The organism is Gammaproteobacteria bacterium (assembly GCA_016712635.1).
GTDB lineage: Bacteria > Pseudomonadota > Gammaproteobacteria > SZUA-140 > SZUA-140 > JADJWH01.
In genome coordinates this window covers 641,011-665,901 of record JADJQS010000001.1, presented here as the reverse complement: position 1 = coordinate 665,901, position 24,891 = coordinate 641,011, and the positions used below count along the sequence as shown (strand labels likewise).

Genomic DNA, 24,891 nt, shown 5'->3' with positions numbered 1-24,891 from the left:
CGGTTGCCTAATAACAGCCACAACCGCCGCCGCCGGCGGAATTGCCGCCTGATGCCGCCTCGCGGCTGTTATACACATGCGTGCTCAGCGAGCTTTGCAGCGGATGCGGGTCCGATGCCATCTGCGGCCTGGCCAGGGTGCCCCGTTCCCAGGGCTCGACGGAGGCACAGCCCGACAGCATCAGCACGAAAGCGAGCGTCGATAGCGAATACCGGATCATCGTCTGTCTGCTCATTTTCCCGCCTGGGTATATTCAGAAATCTCGGATTGCCTTGATGTCACTCCCGCGCAAGCGGGATTCCGGGACTTCGCTGCGCTTGGCCCGGAATGACAGATCGATCAGCCTGCCTTCAAAGTTCCGTGGCTGGTTCATTCAGTAATTGCTCGATCTTCGATCTGAGCTGGCCGGCCTCTCCCGGCCGGAATCCGAGATGCACGAACCGGATCCTCCCCTGGCGATCGACGAGATACGATGTCGGCATGCCCTGCACGCCGAAGTCCCTGGGACAGCTCTTGTCGGGATCGATGGCGATGCTGAATCCGGCCGGGTGCCTGGCGAGAAAGGCGGACGCATCCTCCAGGTTCTCATCCAGGTTGATGCCCAGCACTTCCAGCCCCTGTCCCTTGAGGTCGCGATCGAGCGTGTTCAGAAATGGAAATGACTTCACGCAGGGACCGCACCACGAGGCCCAGAAATCGACGTACACGACCTTGCCGTGATACCGGTGCAGATTGAAGGACTCGTCGGAGTCCATCTGTTTCAGATTGCACGGCGGGACGGGCCGTATCTCGTCTGCGTAAATGAACGGGCTGGCGCCCAGTGCGAGCATGGCGGCGCACAGCGCGGAGTTCAGCGCACGCCTGGCGTCGCATCTGCGGATCGTGATCACTGTATATGGCCTCGCCGGTGCGGCAACCCGATGAATTGCTGCGGCTTCGTTTGCATTCACACAGACCGCCAATTGTAGCCTCACTCATCGATGGTGAGGGTGCGGCATTTTGCCGCATGTTCATCGCGTGGAAGATCGAATACATTCTTTCGGCGATGTAGATCCGTCCTTGTGCGGCTGGCGCCGGACCGAGGCGCGGCGGCTGTTTATACCTATATTTAATGGGAGAATCGGTAATGAAAAAATCGGCATATGCAGTACTCGTAACCGGCCTGCTGGGCGCCGGCAGCGCCATGGCCCACGTGGGTATTTTCAACAACACCCTGCCCCTTTCCGCCAGCGGACAGACCACCTTCGGCGTCGCCAACGGCACCAGCGACATCCAGTTCCTGGTTCCGCACGGCTGCAACGACGAAGCTGTTCCGGCTGTCGATCCGGCCATGGATACCACCAGGCTCGAGATCACGGTGCCCGCGGCCATTGTCACCGCCACCGGGGCCGGCTCGGTTCGCCCGAGCAACGCCGGGGAATTCGGAGATGTGTCGCGCACCGCGAATGGCGACGGTTCGATCACGTTCACCTGGAACAAGGTTGCGGGCATTGCTGCTGCCGACGACCAGCTCTACAAGGTGAGCATCCGCATGAGGATGCCGGCCGTTGCCTCCGCCGACGATTTCGCCATCAAGAAATACCAGTTCCCGGCGGTGCAGACCTGCAACGATGGTGTTAGCAGCGGTGATATTGTGCTGGACTGGGGTTCGGGTTCGCCCACGATCATTGCTTTCCCGGAGAAGCGCAAGGGATTCAACCAGTACACGCTGGATGCCTCCACTGTCGGTGATTTCGCCACCGCCCCGATCGCCGCCCGGCTGAAGGCCTATTTCGGCGACGCCGCGATCGTCTGGGTAGGGAAGAAGGGCTACAGCCCCAACGCCACCACCTCGGACAAGATCGATGAACTGGTGACTGAAGACCTCACCTACAGCAATCTGGGCACGGATACCGGCACCACGCTGACCGAGTCCGACACGATCTGGGTGAAATACTGATGCGCGCACACAAACTGACTGCATTGTCCGGTGTGGCATTCGTATGCCTGGCGCTGCTGGCAGGCTGTGGCGGTGACAGCGATTCAGATGAGACGCCGGATCCTGATCCCACGGCATCAGCGGAGGAGACCATCCTCGGCGTCGACCTGCTGCCGCCCGACAGCACGATAACGGCGGCCGCCGCTCTGACGGATGCGGATATGCCGCCCGGCGATGCCAGCGCCCCGGAAACCCCGGGCGACGAGGATATGCCACCCGCCTGATTGCGGAGTCGGCCTGATCCGGAACGATATCCGCCCGTGTCCCGTCCGGGGCGCGGGCGGATTCCTTTTTGAGGGGGCTTGTCTATGAAGATGGAACGCGCCGGACTCTATCTGACTGTTTTCACGACAGGCGCCGCGGTGATGGTGATCGAGCTGCTGGGGACGCGGCTGATCGCCCCGTTCTACGGCGCGAGCCTGTATGTCTGGTCCTCACTGATCTCGGTCGCGCTGATCGCGCTCGCCGTGGGCTATTTCGTCGGCGGCTGGTGGGCCGACCGCGCGAAGCGCACGGGTCTTTCCCTGGTCATTGCGCTCGCCGCACTGCTGACGCTCGCGATCCCGTGGATGGTCCGCCCGGTGCTGCTGGCGACCGATCCGCTCGGCCTGCGCGCCGGCGCCTTCGTCAGCGCGCTGATCCTGTTTACGCCGAGCCTGACCCTGCTCGGCGTCGTGGGACCCTTTGCCATCAAGCTCGCGACCACCCAATTGGATCGCGTCGGCAGCAGCGCGGGTTCGATCTATGCCGTGAGCACGCTGGGGAGCGTGGTGGGCACCCTGATGCTGGGTTTCTTCCTGTTTCCGCTGGTGGGCTCGCGTGAAGTGCTGATCGGTCTCAGCATCGTATTGTTCCTGCTGGCGGTGACCCTGTCTGTCTATGAACAAAGGCGAATGGGCCGGAGCCACGCGATACTGCCGTGCGTGCTGCTGGTCGTGGCCGGCATGGCGATGCTGCCGCAGGTCATCGGTGCGGGCCATGTCTACACCGGCGGCGAGAGGTTCCAGGTCCGCTTCGAGCGCGAGAGTCTCTACGGCTGGGTGCGGGTGGTCGACGAGCCGGCCCGCGACCTGCGCCTGCTGATGTCCGACGCCTCGGCGATCGGCGCGGCCCGGATCTCCGACGGCGTCAACCAGCTCACCTACCAGGAGATCGCGAAGCTGATTCCGGCCCTGGTGCCCGGGATCAGTCGTGCACTGCTCGTGGGCCAGGGCGCGGGCCATATGGCGATGACGCTGCGCGACCGCTACGGGATCGTGACCGATACCCTGGAGATCGATCCGGTGGTCGCGGAGGCCGCCGTTGAATACTTCGGCTTTACTCCCACGGGCGATGCCCGGGTCGGGGACGCGCGCTACGAGATCCGTCAGTTAACAGGTCCCTACGACCTGGTCATCCTCGATTGCTTCACCGGCGGAGCGGAGCCGGCGCACCTGCTGACGGTCGAGGCGCTGTCGCAGCTGCGTGCGCTGATGTCGGATCGCGCCATCCTCGCCCTCAATTTCGTGGCGCTGACGGACAAGGGACACGATGCCGCGCTCGCATCCGTCGCGCGCACGCTCGCGCAGGTGTTCGCGCATCGCCAGGTCTTTGTTTCCGAGCCCGGGAGGGACCTGAACGACTTCATCTTCCTCGCCTCGTTCCACCCCCTCGACCTCGATTCACCCGCGCTCGATCGCGGGCAGGCGGCGTGGCTGAAGAACCGGCTCATCGAGGTGGACGCATCCGGGGGCGTGCCGCTGACGGATAACCTCAATCCGCTGGAGCATCTGCAGGTGCGCAAGGCCGAGCATTATCGCGGCCTGCAGGTTGAATGGTTCGGGTCCGATCTGCTGTCACCCTGATCGGGACGCCCGCTCCCGTTACTGCCGCTGCAACAGGATCACCGCTCCGGACACAAGCTGCGGCGTCAGCCGATGCCTGTGCGCCAGCCATTCGAAGGTCTGCCGCGCGTAGAAACACACGTGCGTCGGGTCGTTCTTGTAGTACCAGTCCGCGAAGCTGGGCGCATCGTCGTGAAGGCTGGTCATCACGCCGATCCAGCCGTCGGGCCGGACCAGCGCGCAGATGCGCTGCCATTCCGCGCCGGGATACGCGAAGTGCTCGGCCGCCTCGGTGCAGGTCAGGAAATCGTATTCCCGCTGCAGCGCGCCGGTGTCCGGGGCGTAGTACGGGTCGTACACGCGCATGGAGAACCCGGCGTCCCCGAACATCCGCGCCAGCACCGGGCCCGGCCCGCAGCCGTAGTCGAGTCCCGCCGCGCCCGCCGGCAGGCGCGGCGCGAGCGGCTCGAACAATTGCGCGAGGAAGCGGCGGTAACCGGCATCCTGCGCATCGTTCTGATGATAATCATAGCGTTGCTTTTCCTGGTCGGCTGGCAGATGATGGCGCGCAGGCACATGGATCAGCGCGCACACGGCGCAGCGCAGGTACGCGCGCGCAGCGTCACTGTGATGCAGCACCGCGCCGGGCGTGCCGCACAGCGGACACACGCCGCCGGTCCCGGGGTCGTGCATGTCCGCCAGGATTCCTGTGCCGGTCGTCATGTCAGTCAATGATCACGGAGGTAATCGTTATGCCGTCGTTCGACGTCGTCTCCGAGGTGGACAAGCACGAGCTCGCCAATGCGCTCGACCAGGCCAACCGCGAGGTCGGCAACCGCTTCGATTTTAAGGGCAGCGGCTCCAAGTATGAACAGGAGGGGCAGGTGGTCACGCTGCACTCGCAGTCCGATTTCCAGCTCAAGCAGATGCTGGATATCCTGCAGGACAAGCTGACCCGCCGCAGCATCGACATCTCCTGCCTGAAGACCGACGAGCCGGAGATCTTCGGGCGCGAGGCGCGCCAGCGCGTCACCGTGCGCGAGGGTCTCGAGGCCCCGCTCGCGAAGGAGATCGTCAGGCTGATCAAGGACAGCAAGCTCAAGGTGCAGGCCGCGATCCAGGGCGACAGCGTGCGCGTGACCGGCAAGAAGCGGGACGACCTGCAGGATGCGATCGCGCTGCTGCGCAAGTCGAAGCTGGAGCTGCCGCTGCAGTTCAAGAACTTCAGGGACTGAAGCCGGGGAGAGACGCGGGGCTGGCCTTATCGCACGCCGGCGGAGGTACGCGCAGGCTCAGGGTTTCGTCAGCATCTGATAGTAGTCCCGCGCGTAGTTCGTGCCCTTCCGCTCGTCGAGGTGCTTCAGCAGGTAATAGGACAGATCGGCGTAGTCGTACATGTCGTGCCCGATGATCGCGTACTTGATCAGCTTGTCGTTGGAGAAGACCGAGGGGTCGAGCCAGTTCTTCAGGTACAGCGCGTCGCACCACAGGATGTGGGTGCCCAGGTTGGGGTTCGAATTGACCAGCGTCGGCTTGATGCAGCGGGTTCCGAAACCCACGAACTTGCCGAACATGAAATTCCTGCCGCGCAGGTAGATATCCAGGTCGGCGAACAGGGGCTGATCCTCGTACAGCTGGTGGAATTCGGCCTCGCTGTGGATGAACAGGACCTTTTCCAGCAGCTTCTCCCCGCCCTTGAACACCATCAGCTCGGCGCCCTGGACGTCGATCTTGATGTAATCCACGTCGTCGATCTCGGGGATGTCGTCCAGCCGTTTCGTCTGGATGTTGTGCTGCGCGACCGGCGTGACGAGCTCGTAGAGATTCTGGAATTTTTCCAGCATGGGTTTGTTCGGCTTGAACAGGGAGCCGGTCGCGAACCAGTTCGTCTCCCAGAACACCGCGGGATTCCCGTCACCGATGAAGTAGGGGAAGAACTCGTGCGGTTTGCCGTAGGAATTCCGCAGCTTTTCGCACTGCTCCTCGTTGGGCTCGAAGCCGATCACGCGCACCAGCCCGGATTCGATGAGGTGCGCGTAGGGCGGCTTCTCCGTCAGGCTGGCGCCGACGTCGAGGATCGTGATCCTGGTTTCCGGCTGGATCAGCTCGGACAGGGAGAATTTGAACATGGGTTGCCTGCTTGCACGATTGCGGCCGCCGCTGACCGATCGGTATTGTTCTGGTAATCGCGGCCTGCGGGTATTTGACCACGGAACCGGAACGGCGCTCAAGGCTGAATTTCGGGCCGCCCGCGCACCGGCGCGGCATCATGCCGCAAGCCCCTTGCCGGGCTGGAGATTTTCCGCGCTGCGTCGGGGCGGCCGGATCGCCCCCGGATTCACGGGAACAGCAGGCGCACGGCCACCAGGACCAGCAGGAGGGCGAACAGGCGGCGCAGCCGCGCGACCGGGAGGCTGTGCGTGAGGCGCGCCCCGAGCGGCGCGGTGAAGATGCTCGCCGCGGCGATCGCGATCGCCGCGGGCCAGTGGATATAGCCGCTGCTGCCGGCCGGGAGGCCGGTCGCGTCGAGTCCGGCGATCAGGTAGGCGGCCGTGCCGGTCAGCGCGATGGGCAGGCCGCAGGCGGCGGAGGTGGCGATCGCGCGGCGCAGCTCGACGCGGCACCAGGCGAGAAACGGCGTGGTGAGCGTGCCGCCGCCGATGCCGATCAGCGCGGAGACGGCGCCGATCGTAAAGCCCGCCGCGCCCATGCCCGCCGCGCCGGGCAGCGCGCGCCGACCCGCCGGCATGATGCCGGAGGCCATGTACAGGGAGATCGCCAGCATGAACGCGGCGAAGACGATGCGCAGGGTTTCGCCGCTGACCTGGTCGGCGAAGGCCGCGCCGGCGGCGGTGCCGAGGACGATGCCGGGGGCGAGGCGTCCCGCCAGCGGCCAGGAGATCGCGCCGTGGCGGTGGTGCGCCCGGATCGAGGAGAGCGCGGTCGGGATGATGGTCGCGAGCGAGGTGCCGACCGCAGTGTGCATCAGCGCGCTGCCCGACTGCGCCTCCAGCATGAACGCCAGCGCCGGGACGATGATCAGGCCGCCGCCGATGCCGAACAGGCCCGCGCAAAAGCCGGCCCCGGCGCCCAGCAGGAGATAGGAGATCAGATCGGGCGGAAGTATTTCCACAGGCGCGCCGCGATCGCCGCGCTCAGCGGATCCAGACGCTCTTGGCGTTGACGAATTCGAGCATGCCGAGGCGCGACAGCTCGCGGCCGTAGCCGGAATCCTTCACGCCGCCGAAGGGCAGGCGCGGATCGCTCTTGACCATGCCGTTGACGAACGCGCAGCCGCACTCGAGCCGACGCGCGACATGTTCGCCGCGCGCGGCGTTGCGCGTCCAGACGCTGCCGCCGAGGCCGAAGCGCGAGGCGTTGGCGAGCGCCACGGCCTCTTCCTCGTCGCGCACGCGCAGCACCGCGGCGACCGGACCGAACAGCTCCTCGGCGGCGGCCGGCATGCCGGGCGTGACGCGGTCGAGTATCGAGGCGTGGTAGTACGCGCCCGGGCCGGGGATCGGCTCGCAACCGGTCACCGCGACGGCGCCGAGCGCGCGGCTCGCCTCGACCTGGCGGTGCAGCTCGTCGCGCAGGTCCGGGCGCGCGAGCGGCGCCAGCGTGGTGGCGGGGTCGAGCGGATCGCCCGCGCGCAGCGCCTCCACGCCGATGCGGAAGCGCTCGACGAACTCGTCGGCGACGGCGTCGTCGACGATGAAGCGCTTGGCGGCGATGCAGCTCTGCCCCGCGTTCTGGAAGCGCGCGGTCACGGCGGTCATCGCGGCGAGCTCGAGGTCCGCGTCGGCGAGCACGATGAAGGCGTCCGAGCCGCCGAGTTCGAGCACGCTCTTCTTGAGGGCGCGGCCGGCGGCGGCACCCACCTGGCGTCCCGCCGCCTCGCTGCCGGTCAGGGTCACCGCGTGCACGCGCGGGTCGGCGATCACGGCCTCGACCTGACCGGACTCGATCATCAGCGTGGTGAACACGCCGGGCAGGATGCCGGCGTCCTGGAACAGCTCCTCGATCGCGAGCGCGCACTGGGGGACGTTGGACGCATGCTTGAGCAGGGCGGTGTTGCCCGCGGCGAGCGCCGGCGCGGCGAAGCGGAACACCTGCCAGAACGGGAAGTTCCACGGCATGACGGCGAGCACGGTCCCGAGCGGCTGGTACGCCACGAAGCTGCGCCCGGCGTCGCTGGCGGCGGGTTCGTCGGCGAGGAAGGCCGCCGCATGATCGGCGTAGTATTCGCAGCCGAGGGCGCATTTCTCGACCTCGGCGCGCGCCTCGCCGATCAGCTTGCCCATTTCGCGGGTGATCAGGCGGGCGAGTGGCTCGCGCCGTTCGCGCAGGACCCAGGCGAGCGTGCGCAGCAGCTCGCAGCGCCGCGCGAGCGGCATGTCCGACCACAGCGCGGCCGCGGCGGCCGCTCCGTCGAGGGCGCGGTCGATCTGGGCGCCGGTCCAGGGTTCGATCACCTTCAGCGTGGCGCCGTCGGCCGGATTGATCGATATGAACGCCATGACTGCCTCACGTGTCCGTCCTGGCTGGACTGATTCAGAGTAGCACAGCGCCGACCCGCACTGTAGTTCGTAGCCCGGATGGAGGCGCAGGGCGCCGGAATCCGGGGAGATGAAATCAGCATTCCCGGATTTCGCTGTGCATCATCCGGGCTACAGGGGTGTCAGGCAAATATTTAAGGCTTAATAGCACAGCGCCGACCCGCGCTGCAGGGCGCGACTGACAAAGCGCGCCGGACTCGCGTAAAATCGGCTGGCGTGCCGCGGGTCCGGGCAATGCGGGAGCAATCCAGCATCACAGGCCGCCCGATCGCGAGGCACGGCAACCTCGCCGCCGCGCGTGTTACTAATCGGAGATTTCGCATGCCTTTGAAAATTGAGCCGGCGATCAAGCCGCTCGTCTGTCTGCTGGGCGGCACCGGTTTCGTCGGCGGCCATCTCGCCGCCCTGTTGTCCGCCCACGGCTATCGCGTGCGCATCCCGACGCGTCGCGCCGACCGCCACAAGGCACTGCGCGTGCTGCCGGGCGTCGAGCTGGTCCAGGCCGACGTGCACGACCCGGCCGCGCTGCGCGCTCTGTTGCGGGGCTGCGCGGCGGCGGTGAACCTGGTCGCCATCCTCAACGAGCGGAAGGCCGGCAGGTTCCAGGATGTGCACGTCACACTGCCGCGCAACCTGGTCAAGCTGTGCTCCGAGTCGGGCGTGCGGCGCCTGCTGCACATGAGCGCGCTCAACGCCGACGCCGCGCGCGGACCGAGCCGGTATCTCAAGTCCAAGGGCGAGGGCGAAGACCTGGTGCACAAGGCGGACGACCTGCAGGTGACCAGCTTCCGCCCGTCGGTGATCTTCGGGCCCGATGACCATTTCTTCAACCGCTTTGCCTGCCTGCTCAGGATGCCGATGCCGGTGTTTCCGCTCGCCTGCCCGCAGGCGCGCTTCGCGCCGGTATTCGTCGGCGACGTCGCGCAGGCCATGCTCGTCGCGCTGGAAGAGCCGCGCACGATCGGCCACCGTTACGATCTGTGCGGCCCGCACGCCTACACGCTCAAGGAACTGGTGGAGCTCACCGCGCGGGTCCTCGGACTCCGGCGCAGCGTAATCGGGCTCAGTCCCGGCCTGTCGCGCCTGCAGGCCGCCGTGCTGGGGCACCTGCCGGGCCGGGCCTTCACCCATGACAACTACCTCTCGCTGCAGGTCGATGCGGTATGCGCGGGCGGTTTTCCCGCGCTGTTCGGCATCACTCCGGCGTCGGTGGAGGCGCTGGTGCCGCTGTACCTGCGCCACCGCGACCAGCGCGGGCGGCTGGATGACATACGCCAGCGCGCGCGCCACAATTACTGAGCCTCTATATATAGAGAGCCGGGCAAATCATTCGCTGTCATTCCCGCGCAGGCGGGAATCCAGTAACCTGTGGCATCAACGACAGCACAGGCCGGGCCCGTCATGCCGTTCTCCGATTTATCCGGATCAAGGGAGGCCCGATGAAGGCCTACATCGTCGGCGGCGCGGTGCGCGACAGACTGCTCGGTCTCCCGGTGCAGGACCGCGACTGGGTGGTGGTCGGCGCGACACCGGCGGACGTCGATTCGATGCGCGCGCGCGGCTTCCGCCCCGTAGGCCAGGATTTCCCCGTCTTCCTGCATCCCGAGACCCATGAGGAGTACGCCCTGGCGCGCACCGAGCGCAAGGTGGCGGCGGGCTACAAGGGGTTCGAAGTGCAGGCCTCGCCCGAGGTCACGCTGGAGGAGGACCTGCTTCGGCGCGACCTCACCATCAATGCGATGGCGGAGACCGAGGACGGCATCCTGATCGATCCCTTCGGCGGGCGGCGGGATCTGCATGACCGTGTGCTGCGCCACGTGTCGGAGGCCTTCGCCGAGGATCCGGTACGCATCCTGCGCGTGGCGCGTTTCGCCGCCCGCTTCGCGCCGCTCGGCTTCGCCGTCGCGCCGGAGACCAATGCATTGATGCGGCGCATGGCCGACGCCGGCGAAGTGGACGCGCTGGTGCCGGAGCGCGTGTGGCAGGAACTCCTGCGCGCGCTCGGCGAGGTGCGGCCGTCGGCGTTCTTCGAGGTGCTGCGCGCCTGCGGCGCGCTCGCACGGCTGTTCCCCGAGATCGAGCGCCTGTGGGGTGTACCGCAGCCGCCGCAGCATCATCCCGAGATCGACACCGGCGTGCATACCATGATGGTGCTGGAGAGCGCCGCGCGGCTGACCGCCGACATGCGCGTGCGCTTCGCCGCGCTGGTGCACGACCTCGGCAAGGGTACGACGCCGCCCGAACAGTGGCCGCGCCACATCGCCCACGAGGAGCGCAGCGTGACGCTGGTCGAGGAGTTGTGCCGGCGTTACCGTATCCCCAACGATTACCGCGACCTCGCCGTGCTGGTCGCGCGTTATCACGGCCAGGTCCATCGCGCCGGGGAGCTGCGGCCGGAAACAGTGCTGCACCTGCTGGAGTCGACCGACGCCTTCCGCCGCCCGGACCGCTTCGAGCTGTTCCTGCAGGCATGCGAGGCCGACTCGCGTGGCCGCACCGGCTACGAGGACAGCGTGTTCACGCAGGGGATCTATCTGCGCCGCGCCTTGCAGACAGCGCAGGCGGTGGATGCATCGGCGCTGCCCGCGGAAGGTTTCAGCGGCAAGGCGCTGGGTGATGAACTGGCACGGAGGCGGGTCGAAGCGCTGGCTTTGATCCGGCCGGGTTTGGAAAAGAAGGACTAAGGACTTAGGACTAAGGACTGAGTCAAAATCAAAAATAACAGAACCAATTGTGGACAGGGGACAGATTTTAAAATCTGTCCCCATCCGGGGCGATGATCCGTCACCGCCTGGTGATGCCGCAAGAGTGGAGTCAGGTTTTTCCAGAACCTGTCTCAAAATCGGTTATGAGTGAAAAAAGCAGGTGTCGTCCCCGCGAAAGCGGGGACCCATTGATTTTAATCTGTCGAAAAGCAATAACACTGGATTCCCGCCTGCGCGGGAATGACGACTTGATGTTTCATTGCATGCATATCAAATTTGAGACTGGTTCTACTCAGTCCTGAGTCCTCAGTCCTGTTTTTTACTCCCCCCACCGCGGCACGAGCCGGTGCTCGACACCGAGGTGGTCGAGAATCCGCGCGACGACAAAATCCACAAGGTCTTCGATCTTCTGCGGGCGGTGATAGAAGCCCGGGTTCGCCGGCATGATGACGACGCCGAGGCGCGCGAGTTTCAGCATGTGCTCGAGGTGGATAGCCGACACCGGCATCTCGCGGTGCACGAGGATCAGCTTGCGCTGCTCCTTGATGACGACGTCGGCGGCGCGTTCAAGCAGGTTATCGCTGTTTCCCGTCGCGATCGCGGCCAGCGTGCCGCTGGTGCACGGGCACACCACCATCGCGTCCGGCGCGCCCGAGCCGCTGGCGAGCGGCGCCGTCCACTGGTCCTTGCCGTAGACCTGCAACTGGCCGGGCGCGGCGCCGAAGTGTTCGGACAGCGTGCGTTCGATCTCACGCGGCGTGCCGGGCAGCCTGAGGTCGGTCTCCATCGCGATCACCACCTGGCCCGGCGGCGACAGCATCAGCGGCACGCGCACGCCGGACTGCAGCAGGCATTCCAGCAGGCGCAGGCCGTAGGGGGCGCCGGAGGCGCCGGTCATCGCGAGCGCGACGGTCTTAGCGCCCATGGCCCAGCGCCTCGAGCAGTCGCTTGTGTATGTTCTCGAATCCGCCGTTGCTCATGATCAGGATGTGGTCGCCGCTGCGGCTGTTCGCCTTCAGATGATCGATGATCGATTGTACCCGATCGATCACGCGACAGCGCGGCCCGACCGCGTCGGCCACCTCCTGCAGCGACCAGCCGAGGTCGGGCGGCTGGTAGAGGACGACCTCGTCGGCCTGTGCGAGCGCCGGCGCCAGCAGTTCCTTGTGCACGCCCATCTTCATGGTGTTCGAGCGCAGCTCCAGCACGGCGACGACGCGGCCATGCCCGATGCTGTGGCGAAAGCCCTCCAGCGTGGTGGCGATCGCGGTCGGGTGGTGGGCGAAGTCGTCGTAGACGGCGATGCCGCCGACCGCACCGCGCTTCTCCAGCCGGCGCCGGACGTTGCGGAACTCGCCCAGCGCCGCGATCGCCTCCGCCGGCGGCACGCCGGCGTGGCGCGCGGCGATGATGGCGGCGAGCGCGTTGCTGATGTTGTGCCGTCCGTTCAGCGCCCAGCGCACCGTGCCGGCCTCGCGCGCGCCGTGCATCACGGTGAATTGACTGCCGGCGGCGTCGAGCGGCCGCGCCCACCAGTGGGTCGCGTCGTGCTCGCCGTCGGTACGGAAGTGCTCGGTCGGTGTCCAGCAGCCCATGCCGAGCACGGCGTCGAGTTCGGGGTCGCCGGCGGGCGAGATGATCAGGCCCGAACCGGGCACGGTGCGCACCAGGTGATGGAACTGGCGCCGGATCGCCGCGAGGTCGGGAAAGATGTCGGCGTGGTCGAATTCGAGGTTGTTCATCACCAGCGTGCGCGGACGGTAGTGCACGAACTTCGAGCGCTTGTCGAAAAACGCGGAGTCGTATTCGTCGGCCTCGACCACGAAGAACGGTGCATCGCCGAGGCGGGCGGAGCCGGTGAAGTTGAGCGGCGCGCCGCCGATCAGGAAGCCCGGCTTCAGCTTCGCGTATTCGAGGATCCACGCCAGCATGCTGGAAGTCGTGGTCTTGCCGTGCGTGCCGGCCACCGCCAGCACCCAGCGGTCCTTCAGCACGTGGCGGGTGAGGAATTCCGGCCCGGACATGTAGTCGAGACCGCGGTTGAGCACATGTTCCACCGCGGGATTGCCGCGCGACAGCGCATTGCCGATCACCACCAGGTCCGGCGCCGGTTCGAGGTGCTCCGGCTTGTAACCCTCGAAGAGACGTATGCCGCTGTCGGCGAGCTGGGTGCTCATCGGCGGGTAGACGTTGAGGTCGGAGCCGTCGACCTCGAGTCCCATCTCGCGCGCCAGCAGGGCGATGCCGCCCATGAAGGTGCCGCAGATTCCCAGGATATGCACGCGCATCTCAGTTGGTCTCCGGAAAGAACAGGATTCGGGTCACGCTGTAGGAAATGAACAGGTAGGCCAGGCCAAGCAGCACGCCGATCTGCAGGCGCGTCGCCAGGGTATGGCGCAGGATGTGGCCGATCACCATCAGATCCCACAGCAGCCAGACCCACAGCAGGAGCGAGGCGAGCATCAGCGCGGGGCTGATGGTCTCGTCCGCGAGCCCGGCCTGCTGCCAGGAGAGGATAGGCATGACCGCCGCCTGGAGGATCGCGCCGGTGCCGAGCAGCGCGGTCAGGGTCTGGCGATAGCGCTCGAGCAGGGCGCGGCTCCACAGCAGGGCGAACAGCAGGGCCGCGAGCAGCGCGACGTCGAGCACCACCAGCAGGATCGCGCGCGGGACGTCGAGATTCTGCACCGACATGGCCATGCCGACGGCGAAATAGGCCAGCCCGCTCAGCCAGAGCAGAAAACGGGCGGCCGGCAGATCCTGCGGGCCCGCGCGCAGCAGGCAGATGTCGAAGAAGCGCTGCAGCAGTCTACCCATTCGTTCTCCTCGCGTGTGGTACGTGCTCGTGCGGGCGGTACGCACGGCGGCGGCTACATGGTGAAATACTTGGCCTGCGGATGGTGCGCGACGATCGCGCTGGTGCTCTCCTCCGGCCACAGCTGATCCTCGTCGCCGAGCACCACACCGATGCGGGCGGCGTCGAGCAGCGCGAGGATCTTGTCCTGGTCGGCGAGATTGGGGCAGGCGGGATAGCCGAAGGAATAGCGGGAGCCGCGGTAGCCCTGCTTGAGCACCTCGTGCATGGAGCGCGCCTCCTCGCGGCTGAAGCCGAGCTCGGCGCGGATGCGCTTGTGCACGTACTCCGCCAGGCCTTCGGTCGACTCGACGTTCATGCCGTGCCAGTAGAGGTATTCCTGGTACTGGTCCGCCTTGAACAGCTCGCGCGCGAAGTCGGAGGCGTGCTGCCCGACGGTGACGAGCTGGAAGCCGACCACGTCGATCTCGCCGGAGCCGTGCGGGCGGTAAAAGTCGGCGAGGCAGAGGTGGCGGCCCTTGGACTGGCGCGGGAAGGTGAAGCGGCAGCGTTCGGTCGTGCCCGCGGGGTCTTCATAAACGACCAGGTCGTTGCCGTCGGCGTTGCAGGGGAAGTAGCCGTACACCGCCTGCGGCCGCAGGATGTCTTCCTTCTCGCTGCGCTCCAGCAGGCGGTTCAGGATCGGATCGATCTCCGCGCGCGCGAAGGTCTGGTATTCGTCTTCCGAGCGCCCGGCGGCCTTGTAGCCCCACTGGAATTTGTACAGGGTCTTGCGGTTGATGTAGGGCACCACCGCCCGCAGCGGGATGCGATCAATGCACCGGTTGCCCCAGAAAGGCGGTACGGGGACCGGATTGTCGCGCCGGATCTCCGCCGGCTCGTTTACGGGCGGGTACTGGTCTGTCGTATCGATGTCCGTCACACCGGACATGATACCGTGGCCGGCACCAAGACTTAAGCCTATTTGCGGGTTCCGCGGCGCCGCGTCAGCGCCAGCAGCTGCGGTAGGCGAGGCGGACGGTGTCGAGGCGTTCTTCATCTGCGTCCATGTCGATATCCATATTGAGCTGGAAGCGCGTGAAGTCGAGCCTGACCAGGGGGGTGGTGCCGGACGCGGCGCTGCAGGAGACGCGCTTGCCGGACAGGATCAACCGGGGACCGGCGGCGACCTCCCCGGCGGTGGACCACAGGCTCAGCAGCCAGCGGTTCGTCTGGTCGGTGCGATGGGCGGCGGTGCTGAGGAGGGAGGCGGCGGGGCGGCAGGGCCGGGTCTTGCGCCAGGGGTCGATGCAGACTGCCGTTCCCGGGGCTTCCGCCACCGGCGCGAGGGTGGCGCCCAAAGGGCCCGCCTGCGCCGGCTGCGCCAGGATCGCGACGAGGCAGAACAGGGAGGCTGGAATCAGGGTGGTGCCAAATCGCATCGCCGTACCGAAGGCCGGGTGATCAGTGCGTGACAGGATAGCCTCCTCCGACCGCGCCGGCCGTGACCTGTCTCGCATAAGCTGCGGATTTCACATCAGATCTGATGATGCCATGCTGCTGCGCCACCCGTCTGCAGACGTAGAACGGCCCGTCCGGGGTTCAATGATTTCCACGGGAATGCCGTTAACAAGTCCGTGGTTATCGAAAGCCGGCGCGCTATATCCGGCCGAGAATAATAAATAAGAGTCAGGAGGATATGCGGCATGATCAATAAAGACGAACTTGCCAAGGCCATCGGCGCCCATGGCATGTGGAAGACCCGCCTCAAGCAGACCATCGATACCGGCAAGACCGATATCTCGGTGGACACGATCCGCCAGGACAATCAATGCGCCTTCGGCAAATGGCTGCACGGCGCGGGCATCAGCGCCCAGGACAAGACCTCGAATCATTACCGGACGGTGAAGGACCTGCACGCCGAGTTCCATAAATGCGCCGCCCGCGTGGCGGAACAGGCGCTCGCCGGCAACCGGGCCGAGGCCGACCGGTTGCTTTCACTCGGAGGCGAATTCACGGACGTCTCGGCCAGGCTGACGTCCGCCATGATGGAATGGAAAAAGGTTTAAAATAGTACTACATAACGGGCGCGCCGCGCGCGCCGGAGCCGGGAGAAACCGACACATGAATCCATTACTGCGCTTGAAGACACTGGGACAGAGCATCTGGCTCGACAATATCCACCGCAACCTGCTGGAATCCGGCGAACTGGAGCGCATGATCCGCGAGGACGGCATCTGCGGCATCACCTCCAATCCGACCATCTTCGAGCAGGCCATCAACGGCAGTCCGGACTATGACCGCGCGATGCAGACGCTGGTCGCGCGCTATCCCGGGCAGTCCCACCAGGAGCTGTTCTACACGCTGGCGGTGGAAGACATCCAGGCGGCGGCGGACATCCTGCTGCCGGTCTACGAGTCGAGCGGCCATCGCGACGGCATGGTGAGCCTCGAGGTCTCGCCCGACCTGGCGCACGATACCGCGGGCACCATCGCGGAGGCGCGCGCCCTGCATCGCCGCGTGGACCGGCCGAACCTGATGATCAAGGTGCCGGCGACCCTGGCGGGCCTGCCGGCCGTCGAGCAGCTGATCGCCGACGGCATCAACGTCAACGTCACCCTGCTGTTCTCGGTCGAGCGCTATCGCGCGGTCGCCGAGGCCTATATCAAAGGGCTGGAGGCGCGCCGGAACGGCGGCCACAAGCTGGATCAGGTCGCCTCCGTCGCCAGCTTCTTCATCAGCCGAGTCGACAATCAGGTCGACAAGCTGCTGGAACAGAAGGCGGCCGCAGCGCCCGAGGCGGAGCGCGCGCGCATCCTCGCGCTGCGCGGAAAGGCGGCCATTGCCAATGCCAAGATGGCGTACCAGGCCTACCGCGAGGTGTTCGCCTCGGCCCGCTTCAAGGCGCTGGCGAATGCCGGGGCGCACGCCCAGCGCCTGCTGTGGGGCAGCACCGGCACCAAGAACCCGGACTACAGCGACGTGATGTACGTCGAGGAACTGATCGGCCCGGAGACGGTGAATACCGTGCCGCCCGCCACCTATCTCGCCTACCGCGACCATGGCGCTCCGCAGGCGACGCTGACCCAGGATCTGGCCGAGGCGCAGGCCGCCCTCAGGGACGTGGCCGCTCACGGCATCGACCTGGCCGCGATCACGCGCGACCTCGAGGCGGACGGCGTGAAGAAGTTCGCACAGTCCTTCCACACCCTGCTGGACGCCATCGCCCACAAGGTGGCCGGCATGTCGCCCGCGCGCGCCAGCGGCGGGACACGCAAGGGCTGATTCCGTATCATGAAGGTCCCCGGCGCCAAACGCCGGGGACCTTTTTCTTTTTGTGGATATCGGGGACGGATATCGGGGGACAGATTTATTTTTTGGAAACGCCCGGTTTACGAAGGGAAAAGTTCGTCAAAAAATAAATCTGTCCCCATTTTTCTCTGCCAGGGGACGGATTTAAATCCGTCCCCGTACCATTGCCCGATTTTCCGGAGGGTGCGGGTCTGCTCATGGACCAGGAACTGTCGAACGCGGTCGCGCAGGCGATCAGCGAGGCCGCAGGCCGGGCCTTCAGTATCCGTACCCAGGATAGCGTCAGCGGCGGCTGCATCAATGCCGCGTGGCGCGTCAGCAGCGGCGCGCAGTCGTATTTCGTCAAGCTGAACGAACCTGATCGCGCGCCGATGTTTGCCGCCGAGTTCGCCGGCCTGGAGGAACTGCGCGCGGCGAATGCCGTGCGCGTGCCGGCGCCGGTGTGTCTTGGGGTGACCCCGGGCGCGGCCTTTCTGGTGCTGGAATTCCTGGAGCTGGGGCGGGGCGCTGCCGCGGGCCACGAGGAGCTGGGACGCCGGCTCGCGGCGCAGCATCGCGTCACGCGGCCCGATTTCGGCTGGCGGCGCGACAACACCATCGGCTCCACCCCGCAGCCCAACCGGCCCGACGCGGACTGGGTGCGATTCTGGCGCGAACGGCGCCTGGGCCATCAGCTCGAACTCGCCGCCGCCAACGGACACCGCGGCCGCCTCCAGCAACGCGGTGAACACCTGCTGGCGGCGCTGCCGGCGCTGCTGGCGGGCCATGCGCCTCAAGCGTCGCTGCTGCACGGCGATCTCTGGTCCGGCAATGCGGCGTTCACGCGCGGCGGCGAGCCCGTGATATTCGACCCGGCGGTGTATTACGGCGACCGCGAGGCCGATATCGCGATGACAGAGCTGTTCGGCGGGTTCCCCGCTGCGTTCTATCACGCCTACCGCGAGGCCTGGCCGCTCGACGCGGGCTATGGGCTGCGCAAGACACTTTACAACCTCTACCACGTGCTCAATCACCTCAACCTGTTCGGCGGCGGTTATCGCGCGCAGGCGGAATCCATGATCGACATGCTGTTGGGGGAGGTGAACTGAAAAGACAGGGCTCAGGACTGAGGACTAAGTAAAAACTGAGCCCCCTGATTCTCGCAGTCCCTGTGAATCGGAGAATGCGGGCATCGCTTTGAGATAAAACATCTGGAGAAATTCCGGATGATGATCTGGTTGTCATCCAGCGAAAGCGGTAATCCGAGAATTCAAGGGCCTGGATGCCCGCCTGCGCGGGCATGACGGATTATTCAATCCTCACTCGGCTACTACTCCGCAAAATCCTTGCTGCTTTTGACTTTTACCCAGTCCCTAGTCCTCAGTCCTTGGTCCCGGGTTTTATTTGAAGTTGAGCTGCAGCATCTTGCCGCCGGTCTTGTCCGCCAGGGTCTGGTATTCCCACAGGGTGGTGGGGTTGGAGCGGCCGATCGGCAGGGTGAACACCGGGCTCGGGATGTCGAGATAGTAGATGCGGTCGTCCGAGGGCTCGTCGCCGAGCAGCAGGTAGGCGCCCGGGGCCTTGGCGTTCATGGCGGCCTTGCGGAAGGCGTCGCCGATGGTCTCGTTGGCGCCGATGAACGGCGCGCCCTGCACCAGCTGGTCGAACATCTCGCCCATCGAGCCGGTATAGGTCCCGGCGTTCTCGTCCGAGAACCAGGTGATCGCGTCCAGATGTTTGCCGGAGCGGATCACGATCACGCGCAGGATGGGGATCAGGAATGACGACAGGCCGTGCATCGATCCGGTGGCGTCGACCACCAGGTGCAGGTCGTCGCCGGGCAGGTTGCGCAGCCCCGCGATGAAGATCTCGAAATCCTTGCGGCCCTGGCCGGTGGCGAGCTGGGCGACCTCGAGTGCCCGCTGCATCTGCGCCTCGGTGCTCATGCCGGCCATGTCGTCCAGCTCGCGCAGAAGCCGGTCCTTGTCCGCAGCGCTGCGCTGCAGCTCCCTGCGCATCTCGTCGACCTGCTGCTTGAGCTGGGGCGTCTCGTATTCCTCCGCCAGTCGCGAGGTGATCAGGATCAGCACAAACAGGAAGATGAAGGTGGCCAGCATGAGCAGGGCCATGTCCGAGAAGCTCTCGTGGATGTTCGTGAAGCTGGCCTTGCGTCTATCCTTCATGACACGGGCTCCGGCCCTAGGGCTTCTGTTCCCAGAAGGCGTCGCGCAGGCGCACCCACCAGGGCTTGTTGATGTTCCGCATCGCCTTGACCTCGCCGCGCATCATCTCGATGCTGTGCTTGTGCAGGCGTATGTTGTCGAGCAGGATCTTGTTCTCCTCCTGCGACAGGTCGCGCAGGCGGGTGGCCTCCTCGCGAAACCGGGCCATTGTCTCGCGCGATTCGTCGAACGCGTGCTGCAGCACCTTGATGCGCAGCCCGAGCGCCTCGATCTGGGTGTCGAGATGGCGCAGGTCGCGCTGCATCGTGGGCTGCAGGTCTGCGGCGCAGTGCACCAGGCAGGTCCGCATCACGGCATCGTACACGCTGTTGATGCCGTGTTCGGTGATCTGGGCGAACACGCGCAGCAGCACGCCGCCGAGCACCGCCCCGAGCAGGGTGGTGTAGAAGGCGGTCCCCATGCCTGCCATGGCCGTGCGCAGGCCGCTCAGCATCATTTCGGAGTCGTGGCCGAGCGCCTCCAGCGAGCCGGTGAGCCCGGTGAGCACCAGGGTGAGGCCGACCACGGTGCCGATCAGGCCGAGCGTGATGAGCAGATTGCCGATGACGTCGGTCGAATGGCTGATGCGCTGGTAGATCGAGAGTTCGCTGGTGAGCAGCGCCTCGATGTCCACGTTGCCGTTGCTGGCCTCGGTGGTCGTCTTGAGCGCCGTGTAGAACCGGCTCACGCTGCGCCGGCGCGGCAGTCTGTCGATCGCCTTCAGGCCCTTGCCGGCGACGCTCTCGTCCACGCGGTTGGCCACCAGCGCCTCCAGCGTGACCAGTATGGTGAGCGCGAAGCTGCAGATGAGGCCGAACACGAAGAGGCCGAGGATCAGCCAGGTCACGCGACTCTGGTCGGTCTGGACGAAGGCCCAGACCTCGCCGCCGCGGTACAGGGAAAAATAGGTGATGACGGCGGTGGCGGCCCAGATGATCCACAGCAGCAGTGTACGAAACGGTTTCTGGTTCATTGGAATACCTTCATGCTGCCGCAACGTGCATGTGCCGGCGGCCGGATGCGCGGACCGTACGCGGGCTGTCCCGTCACCGGGCCGGGCGGATCGCGTCTCGGGTGAAATACATGATGAATTGTAATAGAGTTTACCCTCAGACGGGGATTGTCAGGAATAGCCGCCGCGGCCGGCCGCGCCGGATGCGGGACGCCCCGCCCCCGGGCTGTGGACGCAGCCGCGCGATGCGGCGGCGACCGTCGATGATCCCGTCCCGTCCAGGGGCGCACTACGGAGGCGCGTGAGAATGAGCGTGAAGACCTTCACCAGGCGCATCGCGCTCGGAGCCTGCCTGCTGGCCGTATTCACCGCCGCGGCCGCCGAAGAGGACGTCGCCGACCGGATCATGCAGCGCGTCTACGAGGTGTATGGCGGTGATGACGCCTTTTCCCGCCTGCGGTTCAGCTTCGAGTACGACGGCGGCAAGACCGGCGCCCTCGCCCTGGTGATGGCCTACAAGCGCTTTCCGGCCGCGGCCGGGGTGGAGTCGAAGGTCATCATGTTCAACGAATTTCCGCCCGACAAGAAGGATATCGCCTACCTCGGCTGGTTCTACCGGGCCGAACAGGACCGGAATGCCGACCAGTGGCTGTACCTGCCCGAGCTCAGGCTGACGCGCAAGCTGACGCGCAAACCGCGCGATTACTCCGCGACGGACCGGCGCACCGAAGGGGACGAGTTCTCCGTTTCCGAGCTCGACATGGAGGAACTGGTCCCGCGGGCCCCGGGACTGGACCGCCATACCCTGCTCGGCAGCGACACCCTGGGCGGACGGGCGGTCTATACCGTCGAGTCCGTACCGCTGGCCGCGGGCAGCAGCCCGTACGGGAAGTTCGTCTACTGGATCGCGAAGGACGGTCATCTGCCGCTGCGCGTCGATTGCTACAACCGTGACCTGAACCACGTCAAGACCCTGAGTTTCGAGTGGTCCCGGATCGGCGACGCCTGGGTGTGGGACCGGGTCGAGGCCGTGAACCGGGTCAACGGCAACAGGACGGTGCTGGAGCAGACCGACATCCACGTCAATCTCGGCCTCCCGGACGATATGTTCGCCAAGCGCGCGCTGGACCAGGGCGGCGACTCCTTCGCGCACCGGGTGTCCACCCATATCCGTTGAGGGCGCGGCACCGGTAACGGTGTAGACTGCGCAGAGAGCGACAGCGTATGGCCGGACAATGAAGACAAAACATCTGTACAAGATCGTGTTTCACAACGAGGGCAAGGTCTACGAGATCTATGCCCGGCAGGTGCACCAGGGCGGCATGTACGGTTTCGTCGAGATTGCGGAGATCGTGTTCGGCGAGAAGTCCGCCGTGGTGGTCGACCCGACGGAGGAGCGGCTCAAGGCGGAGTTCGAGGGTGTCCGGCGCAGCTACATCCCGCTACACGCCGTGATCCGCATCGACGAGGTCGACAAGCAGGGCACCGCGAAGATCAGCGGCGGCGAGAAGGGCGGCAACGTCGCGCGTTTTCCCACCCCCATCTACACCCCGGGCCGGACTCCCGACGCCCCGAAGGAGTAGCCCCGGCCGGGACAGCGCGCCCGGGGACCGCGCCCGGGGACAGATTTATAAATCTGTCCCCTGCCTTCCATCTTGAGCGGACGCCCGCCTTATTGCTTGTCGCCGGCGCAGCGGAAACCGAGGTCGTCGAAGCGCGAGTCGGGGGCGAGGTAGAATCGGTACGCGGCGCGGTAGAAGTGGCTGATGACGTAGTGTCCGACGCCGCCCCAGCCGCCGCCGCGCACGACCTTGAAGCGCTCGCCGTAATCCTTCGAGACGTAGTCGCTGCCGGGATAGGGCTGGTACCAGTCGGCGACCCATTCCATCACGTTGCCGGCCATGTCCTCGACGCCGTAGGGCGAGCGGCCCGCGGGCAGGGATCCGACCGCCATGACGCCGAACTCCTCGCCGCGGCCGGCATTGACGCGCTCGATGGACCACTCGTTGCCCCAGGGGAATTCGCGCCCGTCGGTGCCGCGCGCGGCCTTTTCCCATTCGCGCTCGGTCGGCAGGCGTTTGCCGGCCCAGGCGCAATAACGCTGCGCGTCGTTCCAGTTCACCCCGCTCACCGGCAGCGCCTCGAGTTCGCGCCGTCTGGCCTCGATCGCGTCCAGCAGCGCATTCCTGTCCATCTCGCGCGTATCCCGATCCAGGCGGAAGGTCTCCACCGCGAGACGGCGCAGGGTGGGCAGGTCGGCGACCTCAAGGATCGGGCGCGCGAGCAGGAAGCCGTTGTCCTGCCACGGATCGGGCAGCCAGTAGTTCTCGGCGACGACGAATTCGCGGTAGTCGGCATTGGTGACCTCGAAGTGGTCGATCAGGAAGGCGTCGAGACGGAGCTTCCGCTGCGGGTGCTCGTCGAGATGGAGCGGCTTGTTGAGGCCGAACTCGCGGCTGTCGGCGCCGGCATCGACCGCATCGCTGCCGAACAGGAAATCTCCGGCCGGGATCCCGATCATCTCGCCCGCGCCGGCGGCCGTCGCCGCGAGTGCGAGCAGCGCGGAAGCCAGCGCGGCCCGGATCATGGCGCTGCGCCCGCGTCCTGCGCGCAGCGGAAACCGAACGAGGCGTTCTTCACCCGCGCGTTGAAGAAGCTGCGGTTGTAGGTGGGCGCGGAGATGCCGCATTTGTAGAACGAGCAGTCCCACCATGAGCCGCCCTTGAGCACCTTGTAGATCTCGCCGAAGTTCTCCGATTTCGCAGAGTTGCCGGGATGCGGCAGGTACCAGGAGGCGGTCCATTCCCACACGTTGCCGGACATGTCGTGGAGGCCGTAGGGACTCGCCCCCGCCTTGAAGGCGCCGACCGGCGTGGTGTCGCCCTCCTGGCCGAGGCGCGCCCAGCGCACCGGCGTGTTGGCGGCGCGGATGTCGAACTCGTCGCCCCAGGGGAAGATGCGCGCATCCGTGCCGCGCGCCGCCTTTTCCCACTCCTGCTCGGTCGGCAGGCGCTTGCCCGCCCAGGCGCAGTAGTCGCGCGCGTCGAACCAGGTGACGAAGGTGACCGGGTGATCGGCCTTGCCGGGAGGATGGGCGCGGTTCTCGAAATCGTCCGGCGCGCGCCGACCGGTCGCTTCGATGAAGGCCTGGTACTGCAGATTGGTGACTTCATATCTGTCGATCATGTAGGCATCGAGGCGCACGGTGTGCTGCGGGCCCTCGTCGGACAAGCGGTCGTTGCTGCCCATCCGGAAGTCCCCTGCCGGGATGCGCACCATCGCGCCGGGCGCGGCGCCGAGCCGCGTGCCCTCGTTGTACATCTCGCCCGCCAGGCCGAGTGCGTCGCCATCCGCGAGCGCCGGCTCCGCGGGCTTCTCGCCGGCCAGCGGCTTGAGCGGGCCGCCGCGCTCACCGTTCGCATGACAGGTGGCGCAGCCGCGCTTCAGGTCCAGGGCGGAAAAATCGGTCTGCGTGTGGCAGGTGCCGCACTGCTCGATCTCCCGGCTGTGGTGCAGGCTCCTGAGATCGGCCGCTGCCATTGCGCCGCCGGGCGCGAGCGCGCAGGCGGCGAGCAGCAGGCCCATGGGGACTATGCGGTCGATGGACGGTATACAGTTCATAAATAATAGAATGATAGCATGCACCTGCGCGATACCTGGAGGTGAGGTGTGATGCGTGAGGCGTTAGGAGGAGTAAGGAGTGAGGGGCAGGGGGTAACAAAAGACATGGTCCAGAGAATTTGTTCTTTTACGCTTAACACCTGACGCCTCACTCCTGACATTTCCGGGCCCAATGCTACACTCGGACACACACCACAGAATTCTGGGCCGGACATGAATCCCGCAGAAACGCGCCCCGCTCCCGCCGCCGTCTTCCAGGCCCGCGGCCTCACCAAGGTCTATCACATGGGCGAGGTGGAGGTGCACGCCCTGCGCGGCATCGACCTCGACCTCTACCAGGGCGAGTTCGTCGTGCTGCTCGGGCCGTCGGGCAGCGGCAAGTCGACCCTGCTCAATATCCTCGGCGGGCTCGACACGCCGAGCAGCGGGCGCGTGCTGTACGGCGAGCGTGAGCTGACGCGTTACGACGACGCCGAGCTGACCGCGTACCGGCGCGAGCACGTCGGCTTCGTGTTCCAGTTCTACAACCTGATCCCCAGCCTGACCGCGCGCGAGAACGTGGCGCTGGTGACGGATATCGCGCGCGATCCGATGACGCCCGAGGAGGCGCTGCGCCTGGTCGACCTCGGCGAACGCCTGAACCACTTCCCGGCGCAGATGTCGGGCGGCGAGCAGCAGCGGGTGGCGATCGCGCGCGCGGTGGCGAAGCGGCCGGCGGTGCTGCTGTGCGACGAGCCGACCGGGGCGCTCGATGTCGCCACCGGCATCAAGGTGCTGGAGGTGATCGAGCGCGTCAATCGCGAGATCGGCACCACGACCGTCGTCATCACCCACAACGTGGTCATCGCCGGCATGGCCGACCGCGTCATCCACCTGAGCAACGGGCGCATCCACAGCGAGGAGCGCAACGCCGTGCGCATGTCTCCGGGGCAGCTCAGCTGGTAGC

27 protein-coding genes are annotated in these 24,891 nt (G+C 66.1%); 12 read left to right on the top strand and 15 right to left on the bottom strand.

Features of this window, described 5'->3' with window-relative positions; all coding sequences use genetic code 11:
- Window positions 1-7: 7 nt before the first annotated feature.
- Together IPK65_03035 and IPK65_03030 are read right to left on the bottom strand one after the other, a co-directional pair.
- Window positions 8-235 carry a DUF4266 domain-containing protein gene (locus IPK65_03035; GenBank protein ID MBK8162152.1) on the bottom strand — a complete coding sequence of 76 codons (228 nt, stop codon included), beginning with the start codon at window positions 233-235 and terminating at the stop codon, window positions 8-10.
- A gap of 115 nt (window positions 236-350) precedes the next feature.
- The gene (locus IPK65_03030; GenBank protein ID MBK8162151.1) at window positions 351-830 is read right to left on the bottom strand and encodes a TlpA family protein disulfide reductase; all 480 of its coding nucleotides are present in this window, start codon (window positions 828-830) and stop codon (window positions 351-353) included.
- Window positions 831-1,126: 296 nt separating this feature from the next.
- Between IPK65_03030 and IPK65_03025 the strand changes: the two genes are divergently transcribed.
- From IPK65_03025 to IPK65_03015, 3 genes are all read left to right on the top strand, one after another.
- A complete protein-coding gene (locus IPK65_03025; protein MBK8162150.1) occupies window positions 1,127-1,939 on the top strand; it encodes a hypothetical protein in 813 nt (270 codons plus the stop codon).
- On the top strand, window positions 1,939-2,202 hold the full coding sequence (locus IPK65_03020; GenBank protein MBK8162149.1) for a hypothetical protein: 264 nt from the start codon (window positions 1,939-1,941) through the stop codon (window positions 2,200-2,202). Before IPK65_03025 ends, IPK65_03020 begins: the two co-directional genes overlap by 1 nt.
- Window positions 2,203-2,286: 84 nt before the next feature.
- Window positions 2,287-3,822 (top strand): fused MFS/spermidine synthase, encoded by a 1,536-nt coding sequence (locus IPK65_03015; protein MBK8162148.1) that lies wholly within the window; start codon window positions 2,287-2,289, stop codon window positions 3,820-3,822.
- 18 nt (window positions 3,823-3,840) lie between these two features.
- Here the strand turns inward: IPK65_03015 and IPK65_03010 are convergent, their stop codons facing one another.
- Window positions 3,841-4,494 (bottom strand): class I SAM-dependent methyltransferase, encoded by a 654-nt coding sequence (locus IPK65_03010; GenBank protein ID MBK8162147.1) that lies wholly within the window; start codon window positions 4,492-4,494, stop codon window positions 3,841-3,843.
- 59 nt (window positions 4,495-4,553) lie between these two features.
- Here IPK65_03010 and IPK65_03005 point away from each other — a divergent pair, with 59 nt between their 5' ends.
- Window positions 4,554-5,036, top strand: coding sequence for a YajQ family cyclic di-GMP-binding protein (locus tag IPK65_03005; GenBank protein ID MBK8162146.1), 483 nt, complete (start codon window positions 4,554-4,556; stop codon window positions 5,034-5,036).
- 57 nt (window positions 5,037-5,093) lie between these two features.
- On the opposite strand, the gene IPK65_03000 is transcribed toward IPK65_03005, so the two are convergent.
- From IPK65_03000 to IPK65_02990, 3 genes are all read right to left on the bottom strand, one after another.
- Window positions 5,094-5,930, bottom strand: coding sequence for an FkbM family methyltransferase (locus IPK65_03000; GenBank protein MBK8162145.1), 837 nt, complete (start codon window positions 5,928-5,930; stop codon window positions 5,094-5,096).
- A 209-nt stretch (window positions 5,931-6,139) separates the two neighbouring features.
- On the bottom strand, window positions 6,140-6,928 hold the full coding sequence (locus IPK65_02995; GenBank protein MBK8162144.1) for a sulfite exporter TauE/SafE family protein: 789 nt from the start codon (window positions 6,926-6,928) through the stop codon (window positions 6,140-6,142).
- Between the two features lie 28 nt (window positions 6,929-6,956).
- Entirely contained in the window at window positions 6,957-8,321 is a 1,365-nt protein-coding gene (locus tag IPK65_02990; protein MBK8162143.1) for an NAD-dependent succinate-semialdehyde dehydrogenase, read from the bottom strand.
- Between the two features lie 360 nt (window positions 8,322-8,681).
- Between IPK65_02990 and IPK65_02985 the strand changes: the two genes are divergently transcribed.
- Entirely contained in the window at window positions 8,682-9,659 is a 978-nt protein-coding gene (locus IPK65_02985) for a complex I NDUFA9 subunit family protein (protein MBK8162142.1), read from the top strand.
- A gap of 140 nt (window positions 9,660-9,799) precedes the next feature.
- Entirely contained in the window at window positions 9,800-11,044 is a 1,245-nt protein-coding gene (locus IPK65_02980) for a multifunctional CCA addition/repair protein (protein MBK8162141.1), read from the top strand.
- 340 nt (window positions 11,045-11,384) lie between these two features.
- Here IPK65_02980 and IPK65_02975 read toward each other — a convergent pair whose 3' ends face one another.
- The 5 genes from IPK65_02975 to IPK65_02955 are packed head-to-tail and all read right to left on the bottom strand — an operon-like array spanning window position 11,385 to window position 15,301.
- On the bottom strand, window positions 11,385-11,990 hold the full coding sequence (locus IPK65_02975) for a UbiX family flavin prenyltransferase (GenBank protein ID MBK8162140.1): 606 nt from the start codon (window positions 11,988-11,990) through the stop codon (window positions 11,385-11,387).
- Window positions 11,980-13,353 carry a UDP-N-acetylmuramate:L-alanyl-gamma-D-glutamyl-meso-diaminopimelate ligase gene (gene mpl / locus IPK65_02970; protein ID MBK8162139.1) on the bottom strand — a complete coding sequence of 458 codons (1,374 nt, stop codon included), beginning with the start codon at window positions 13,351-13,353 and terminating at the stop codon, window positions 11,980-11,982. The genes IPK65_02975 and mpl overlap by 11 nt, the downstream gene beginning before the upstream one ends.
- A 1-nt stretch (window position 13,354) precedes the next feature.
- The gene (locus IPK65_02965; protein MBK8162138.1) at window positions 13,355-13,882 is read right to left on the bottom strand and encodes a hypothetical protein; all 528 of its coding nucleotides are present in this window, start codon (window positions 13,880-13,882) and stop codon (window positions 13,355-13,357) included.
- Window positions 13,883-13,935: 53 nt separating this feature from the next.
- Window positions 13,936-14,811 carry a hypothetical protein gene (locus IPK65_02960; protein ID MBK8162137.1) on the bottom strand — a complete coding sequence of 292 codons (876 nt, stop codon included), beginning with the start codon at window positions 14,809-14,811 and terminating at the stop codon, window positions 13,936-13,938.
- 55 nt (window positions 14,812-14,866) lie between these two features.
- Window positions 14,867-15,301: a hypothetical protein gene (locus IPK65_02955; protein MBK8162136.1), complete on the bottom strand. Its 435-nt coding sequence runs from the start codon at window positions 15,299-15,301 to the stop codon at window positions 14,867-14,869.
- Between the two features lie 264 nt (window positions 15,302-15,565).
- Here IPK65_02955 and IPK65_02950 point away from each other — a divergent pair, with 264 nt between their 5' ends.
- The 3 genes from IPK65_02950 to IPK65_02940 all read left to right on the top strand — a co-directional run bounded on the left by IPK65_02950 (window position 15,566) and on the right by IPK65_02940 (window position 18,259).
- Complete coding sequence (locus tag IPK65_02950) at window positions 15,566-15,928, top strand: CZB domain-containing protein (protein MBK8162135.1); 363 nt, start codon at window positions 15,566-15,568, stop codon at window positions 15,926-15,928.
- Between the two features lie 55 nt (window positions 15,929-15,983).
- Window positions 15,984-17,144, top strand: a complete 1,161-nt coding sequence (gene tal / locus IPK65_02945) for a transaldolase (GenBank protein MBK8162134.1) — start codon at window positions 15,984-15,986, stop codon at window positions 17,142-17,144.
- 224 nt (window positions 17,145-17,368) lie between these two features.
- Window positions 17,369-18,259: a fructosamine kinase family protein gene (locus IPK65_02940; protein ID MBK8162133.1), complete on the top strand. Its 891-nt coding sequence runs from the start codon at window positions 17,369-17,371 to the stop codon at window positions 18,257-18,259.
- A 291-nt stretch (window positions 18,260-18,550) separates the two neighbouring features.
- Here the strand turns inward: IPK65_02940 and IPK65_02935 are convergent, their stop codons facing one another.
- Window positions 18,551-19,333 carry a hypothetical protein gene (locus IPK65_02935; GenBank protein MBK8162132.1) on the bottom strand — a complete coding sequence of 261 codons (783 nt, stop codon included), beginning with the start codon at window positions 19,331-19,333 and terminating at the stop codon, window positions 18,551-18,553.
- A gap of 16 nt (window positions 19,334-19,349) precedes the next feature.
- Window positions 19,350-20,345, bottom strand: a complete 996-nt coding sequence (locus IPK65_02930; GenBank protein ID MBK8162131.1) for a MotA/TolQ/ExbB proton channel family protein — start codon at window positions 20,343-20,345, stop codon at window positions 19,350-19,352.
- Window positions 20,346-20,631: 286 nt separating this feature from the next.
- Between IPK65_02930 and IPK65_02925 the strand changes: the two genes are divergently transcribed.
- Window positions 20,632-21,501: an outer membrane lipoprotein-sorting protein gene (locus tag IPK65_02925; protein MBK8162130.1), complete on the top strand. Its 870-nt coding sequence runs from the start codon at window positions 20,632-20,634 to the stop codon at window positions 21,499-21,501.
- 58 nt (window positions 21,502-21,559) lie between these two features.
- Entirely contained in the window at window positions 21,560-21,907 is a 348-nt protein-coding gene (locus IPK65_02920) for a DUF1820 family protein (protein ID MBK8162129.1), read from the top strand.
- 89 nt (window positions 21,908-21,996) lie between these two features.
- Here IPK65_02920 and IPK65_02915 read toward each other — a convergent pair whose 3' ends face one another.
- Together IPK65_02915 and IPK65_02910 are read right to left on the bottom strand one after the other, a co-directional pair.
- The gene (locus tag IPK65_02915) at window positions 21,997-22,911 is read right to left on the bottom strand and encodes an SUMF1/EgtB/PvdO family nonheme iron enzyme (protein MBK8162128.1); all 915 of its coding nucleotides are present in this window, start codon (window positions 22,909-22,911) and stop codon (window positions 21,997-21,999) included.
- Window positions 22,908-23,945: a formylglycine-generating enzyme family protein gene (locus tag IPK65_02910; GenBank protein MBK8162127.1), complete on the bottom strand. Its 1,038-nt coding sequence runs from the start codon at window positions 23,943-23,945 to the stop codon at window positions 22,908-22,910. The genes IPK65_02915 and IPK65_02910 overlap by 4 nt, the downstream gene beginning before the upstream one ends.
- Before the next feature lie 213 nt (window positions 23,946-24,158).
- On the opposite strand from IPK65_02910, the gene IPK65_02905 reads away from it, so the two are divergent.
- Entirely contained in the window at window positions 24,159-24,890 is a 732-nt protein-coding gene (locus IPK65_02905) for an ABC transporter ATP-binding protein (GenBank protein ID MBK8162126.1), read from the top strand.
- The last annotated feature ends 1 nt before the right edge of the window (window position 24,891 follow it).

Coding starts and splice junctions, on each gene's coding strand:
- IPK65_02910 (MBK8162127.1), bottom strand. CDS start 23,945: ATGAACTGTATACCGTCCATCGACCGCATAGTCCCCATGGGCCTGCTG.
- IPK65_03005 (MBK8162146.1), top strand. CDS start 4,554: ATGCCGTCGTTCGACGTCGTCTCCGAGGTGGACAAGCACGAGCTCGCC.
- tal (MBK8162134.1), top strand. CDS start 15,984: ATGAATCCATTACTGCGCTTGAAGACACTGGGACAGAGCATCTGGCTC.
- IPK65_02955 (MBK8162136.1), bottom strand. CDS start 15,301: ATGCGATTTGGCACCACCCTGATTCCAGCCTCCCTGTTCTGCCTCGTC.
- IPK65_03015 (MBK8162148.1), top strand. CDS start 2,287: ATGAAGATGGAACGCGCCGGACTCTATCTGACTGTTTTCACGACAGGC.
- IPK65_02990 (MBK8162143.1), bottom strand. CDS start 8,321: ATGGCGTTCATATCGATCAATCCGGCCGACGGCGCCACGCTGAAGGTG.
- IPK65_02930 (MBK8162131.1), bottom strand. CDS start 20,345: ATGAACCAGAAACCGTTTCGTACACTGCTGCTGTGGATCATCTGGGCC.
- IPK65_03025 (MBK8162150.1), top strand. CDS start 1,127: ATGAAAAAATCGGCATATGCAGTACTCGTAACCGGCCTGCTGGGCGCC.
- IPK65_02960 (MBK8162137.1), bottom strand. CDS start 14,811: ATGTCCGGTGTGACGGACATCGATACGACAGACCAGTACCCGCCCGTA.
- IPK65_03030 (MBK8162151.1), bottom strand. CDS start 830: ATGCTCGCACTGGGCGCCAGCCCGTTCATTTACGCAGACGAGATACGG.
- IPK65_02935 (MBK8162132.1), bottom strand. CDS start 19,333: ATGAAGGATAGACGCAAGGCCAGCTTCACGAACATCCACGAGAGCTTC.
- IPK65_02980 (MBK8162141.1), top strand. CDS start 9,800: ATGAAGGCCTACATCGTCGGCGGCGCGGTGCGCGACAGACTGCTCGGT.
- mpl (MBK8162139.1), bottom strand. CDS start 13,353: ATGCGCGTGCATATCCTGGGAATCTGCGGCACCTTCATGGGCGGCATC.
- IPK65_03020 (MBK8162149.1), top strand. CDS start 1,939: ATGCGCGCACACAAACTGACTGCATTGTCCGGTGTGGCATTCGTATGC.
- IPK65_02965 (MBK8162138.1), bottom strand. CDS start 13,882: ATGGGTAGACTGCTGCAGCGCTTCTTCGACATCTGCCTGCTGCGCGCG.
- IPK65_02975 (MBK8162140.1), bottom strand. CDS start 11,990: ATGGGCGCTAAGACCGTCGCGCTCGCGATGACCGGCGCCTCCGGCGCC.
- IPK65_02940 (MBK8162133.1), top strand. CDS start 17,369: ATGGACCAGGAACTGTCGAACGCGGTCGCGCAGGCGATCAGCGAGGCC.
- IPK65_02905 (MBK8162126.1), top strand. CDS start 24,159: ATGAATCCCGCAGAAACGCGCCCCGCTCCCGCCGCCGTCTTCCAGGCC.
- IPK65_02915 (MBK8162128.1), bottom strand. CDS start 22,911: ATGATCCGGGCCGCGCTGGCTTCCGCGCTGCTCGCACTCGCGGCGACG.
- IPK65_02920 (MBK8162129.1), top strand. CDS start 21,560: ATGAAGACAAAACATCTGTACAAGATCGTGTTTCACAACGAGGGCAAG.
- IPK65_03035 (MBK8162152.1), bottom strand. CDS start 235: ATGAGCAGACAGACGATGATCCGGTATTCGCTATCGACGCTCGCTTTC.
- IPK65_03000 (MBK8162145.1), bottom strand. CDS start 5,930: ATGTTCAAATTCTCCCTGTCCGAGCTGATCCAGCCGGAAACCAGGATC.
- IPK65_02925 (MBK8162130.1), top strand. CDS start 20,632: ATGAGCGTGAAGACCTTCACCAGGCGCATCGCGCTCGGAGCCTGCCTG.
- IPK65_02985 (MBK8162142.1), top strand. CDS start 8,682: ATGCCTTTGAAAATTGAGCCGGCGATCAAGCCGCTCGTCTGTCTGCTG.
- IPK65_02950 (MBK8162135.1), top strand. CDS start 15,566: ATGATCAATAAAGACGAACTTGCCAAGGCCATCGGCGCCCATGGCATG.
- IPK65_03010 (MBK8162147.1), bottom strand. CDS start 4,494: ATGCACGACCCCGGGACCGGCGGCGTGTGTCCGCTGTGCGGCACGCCC.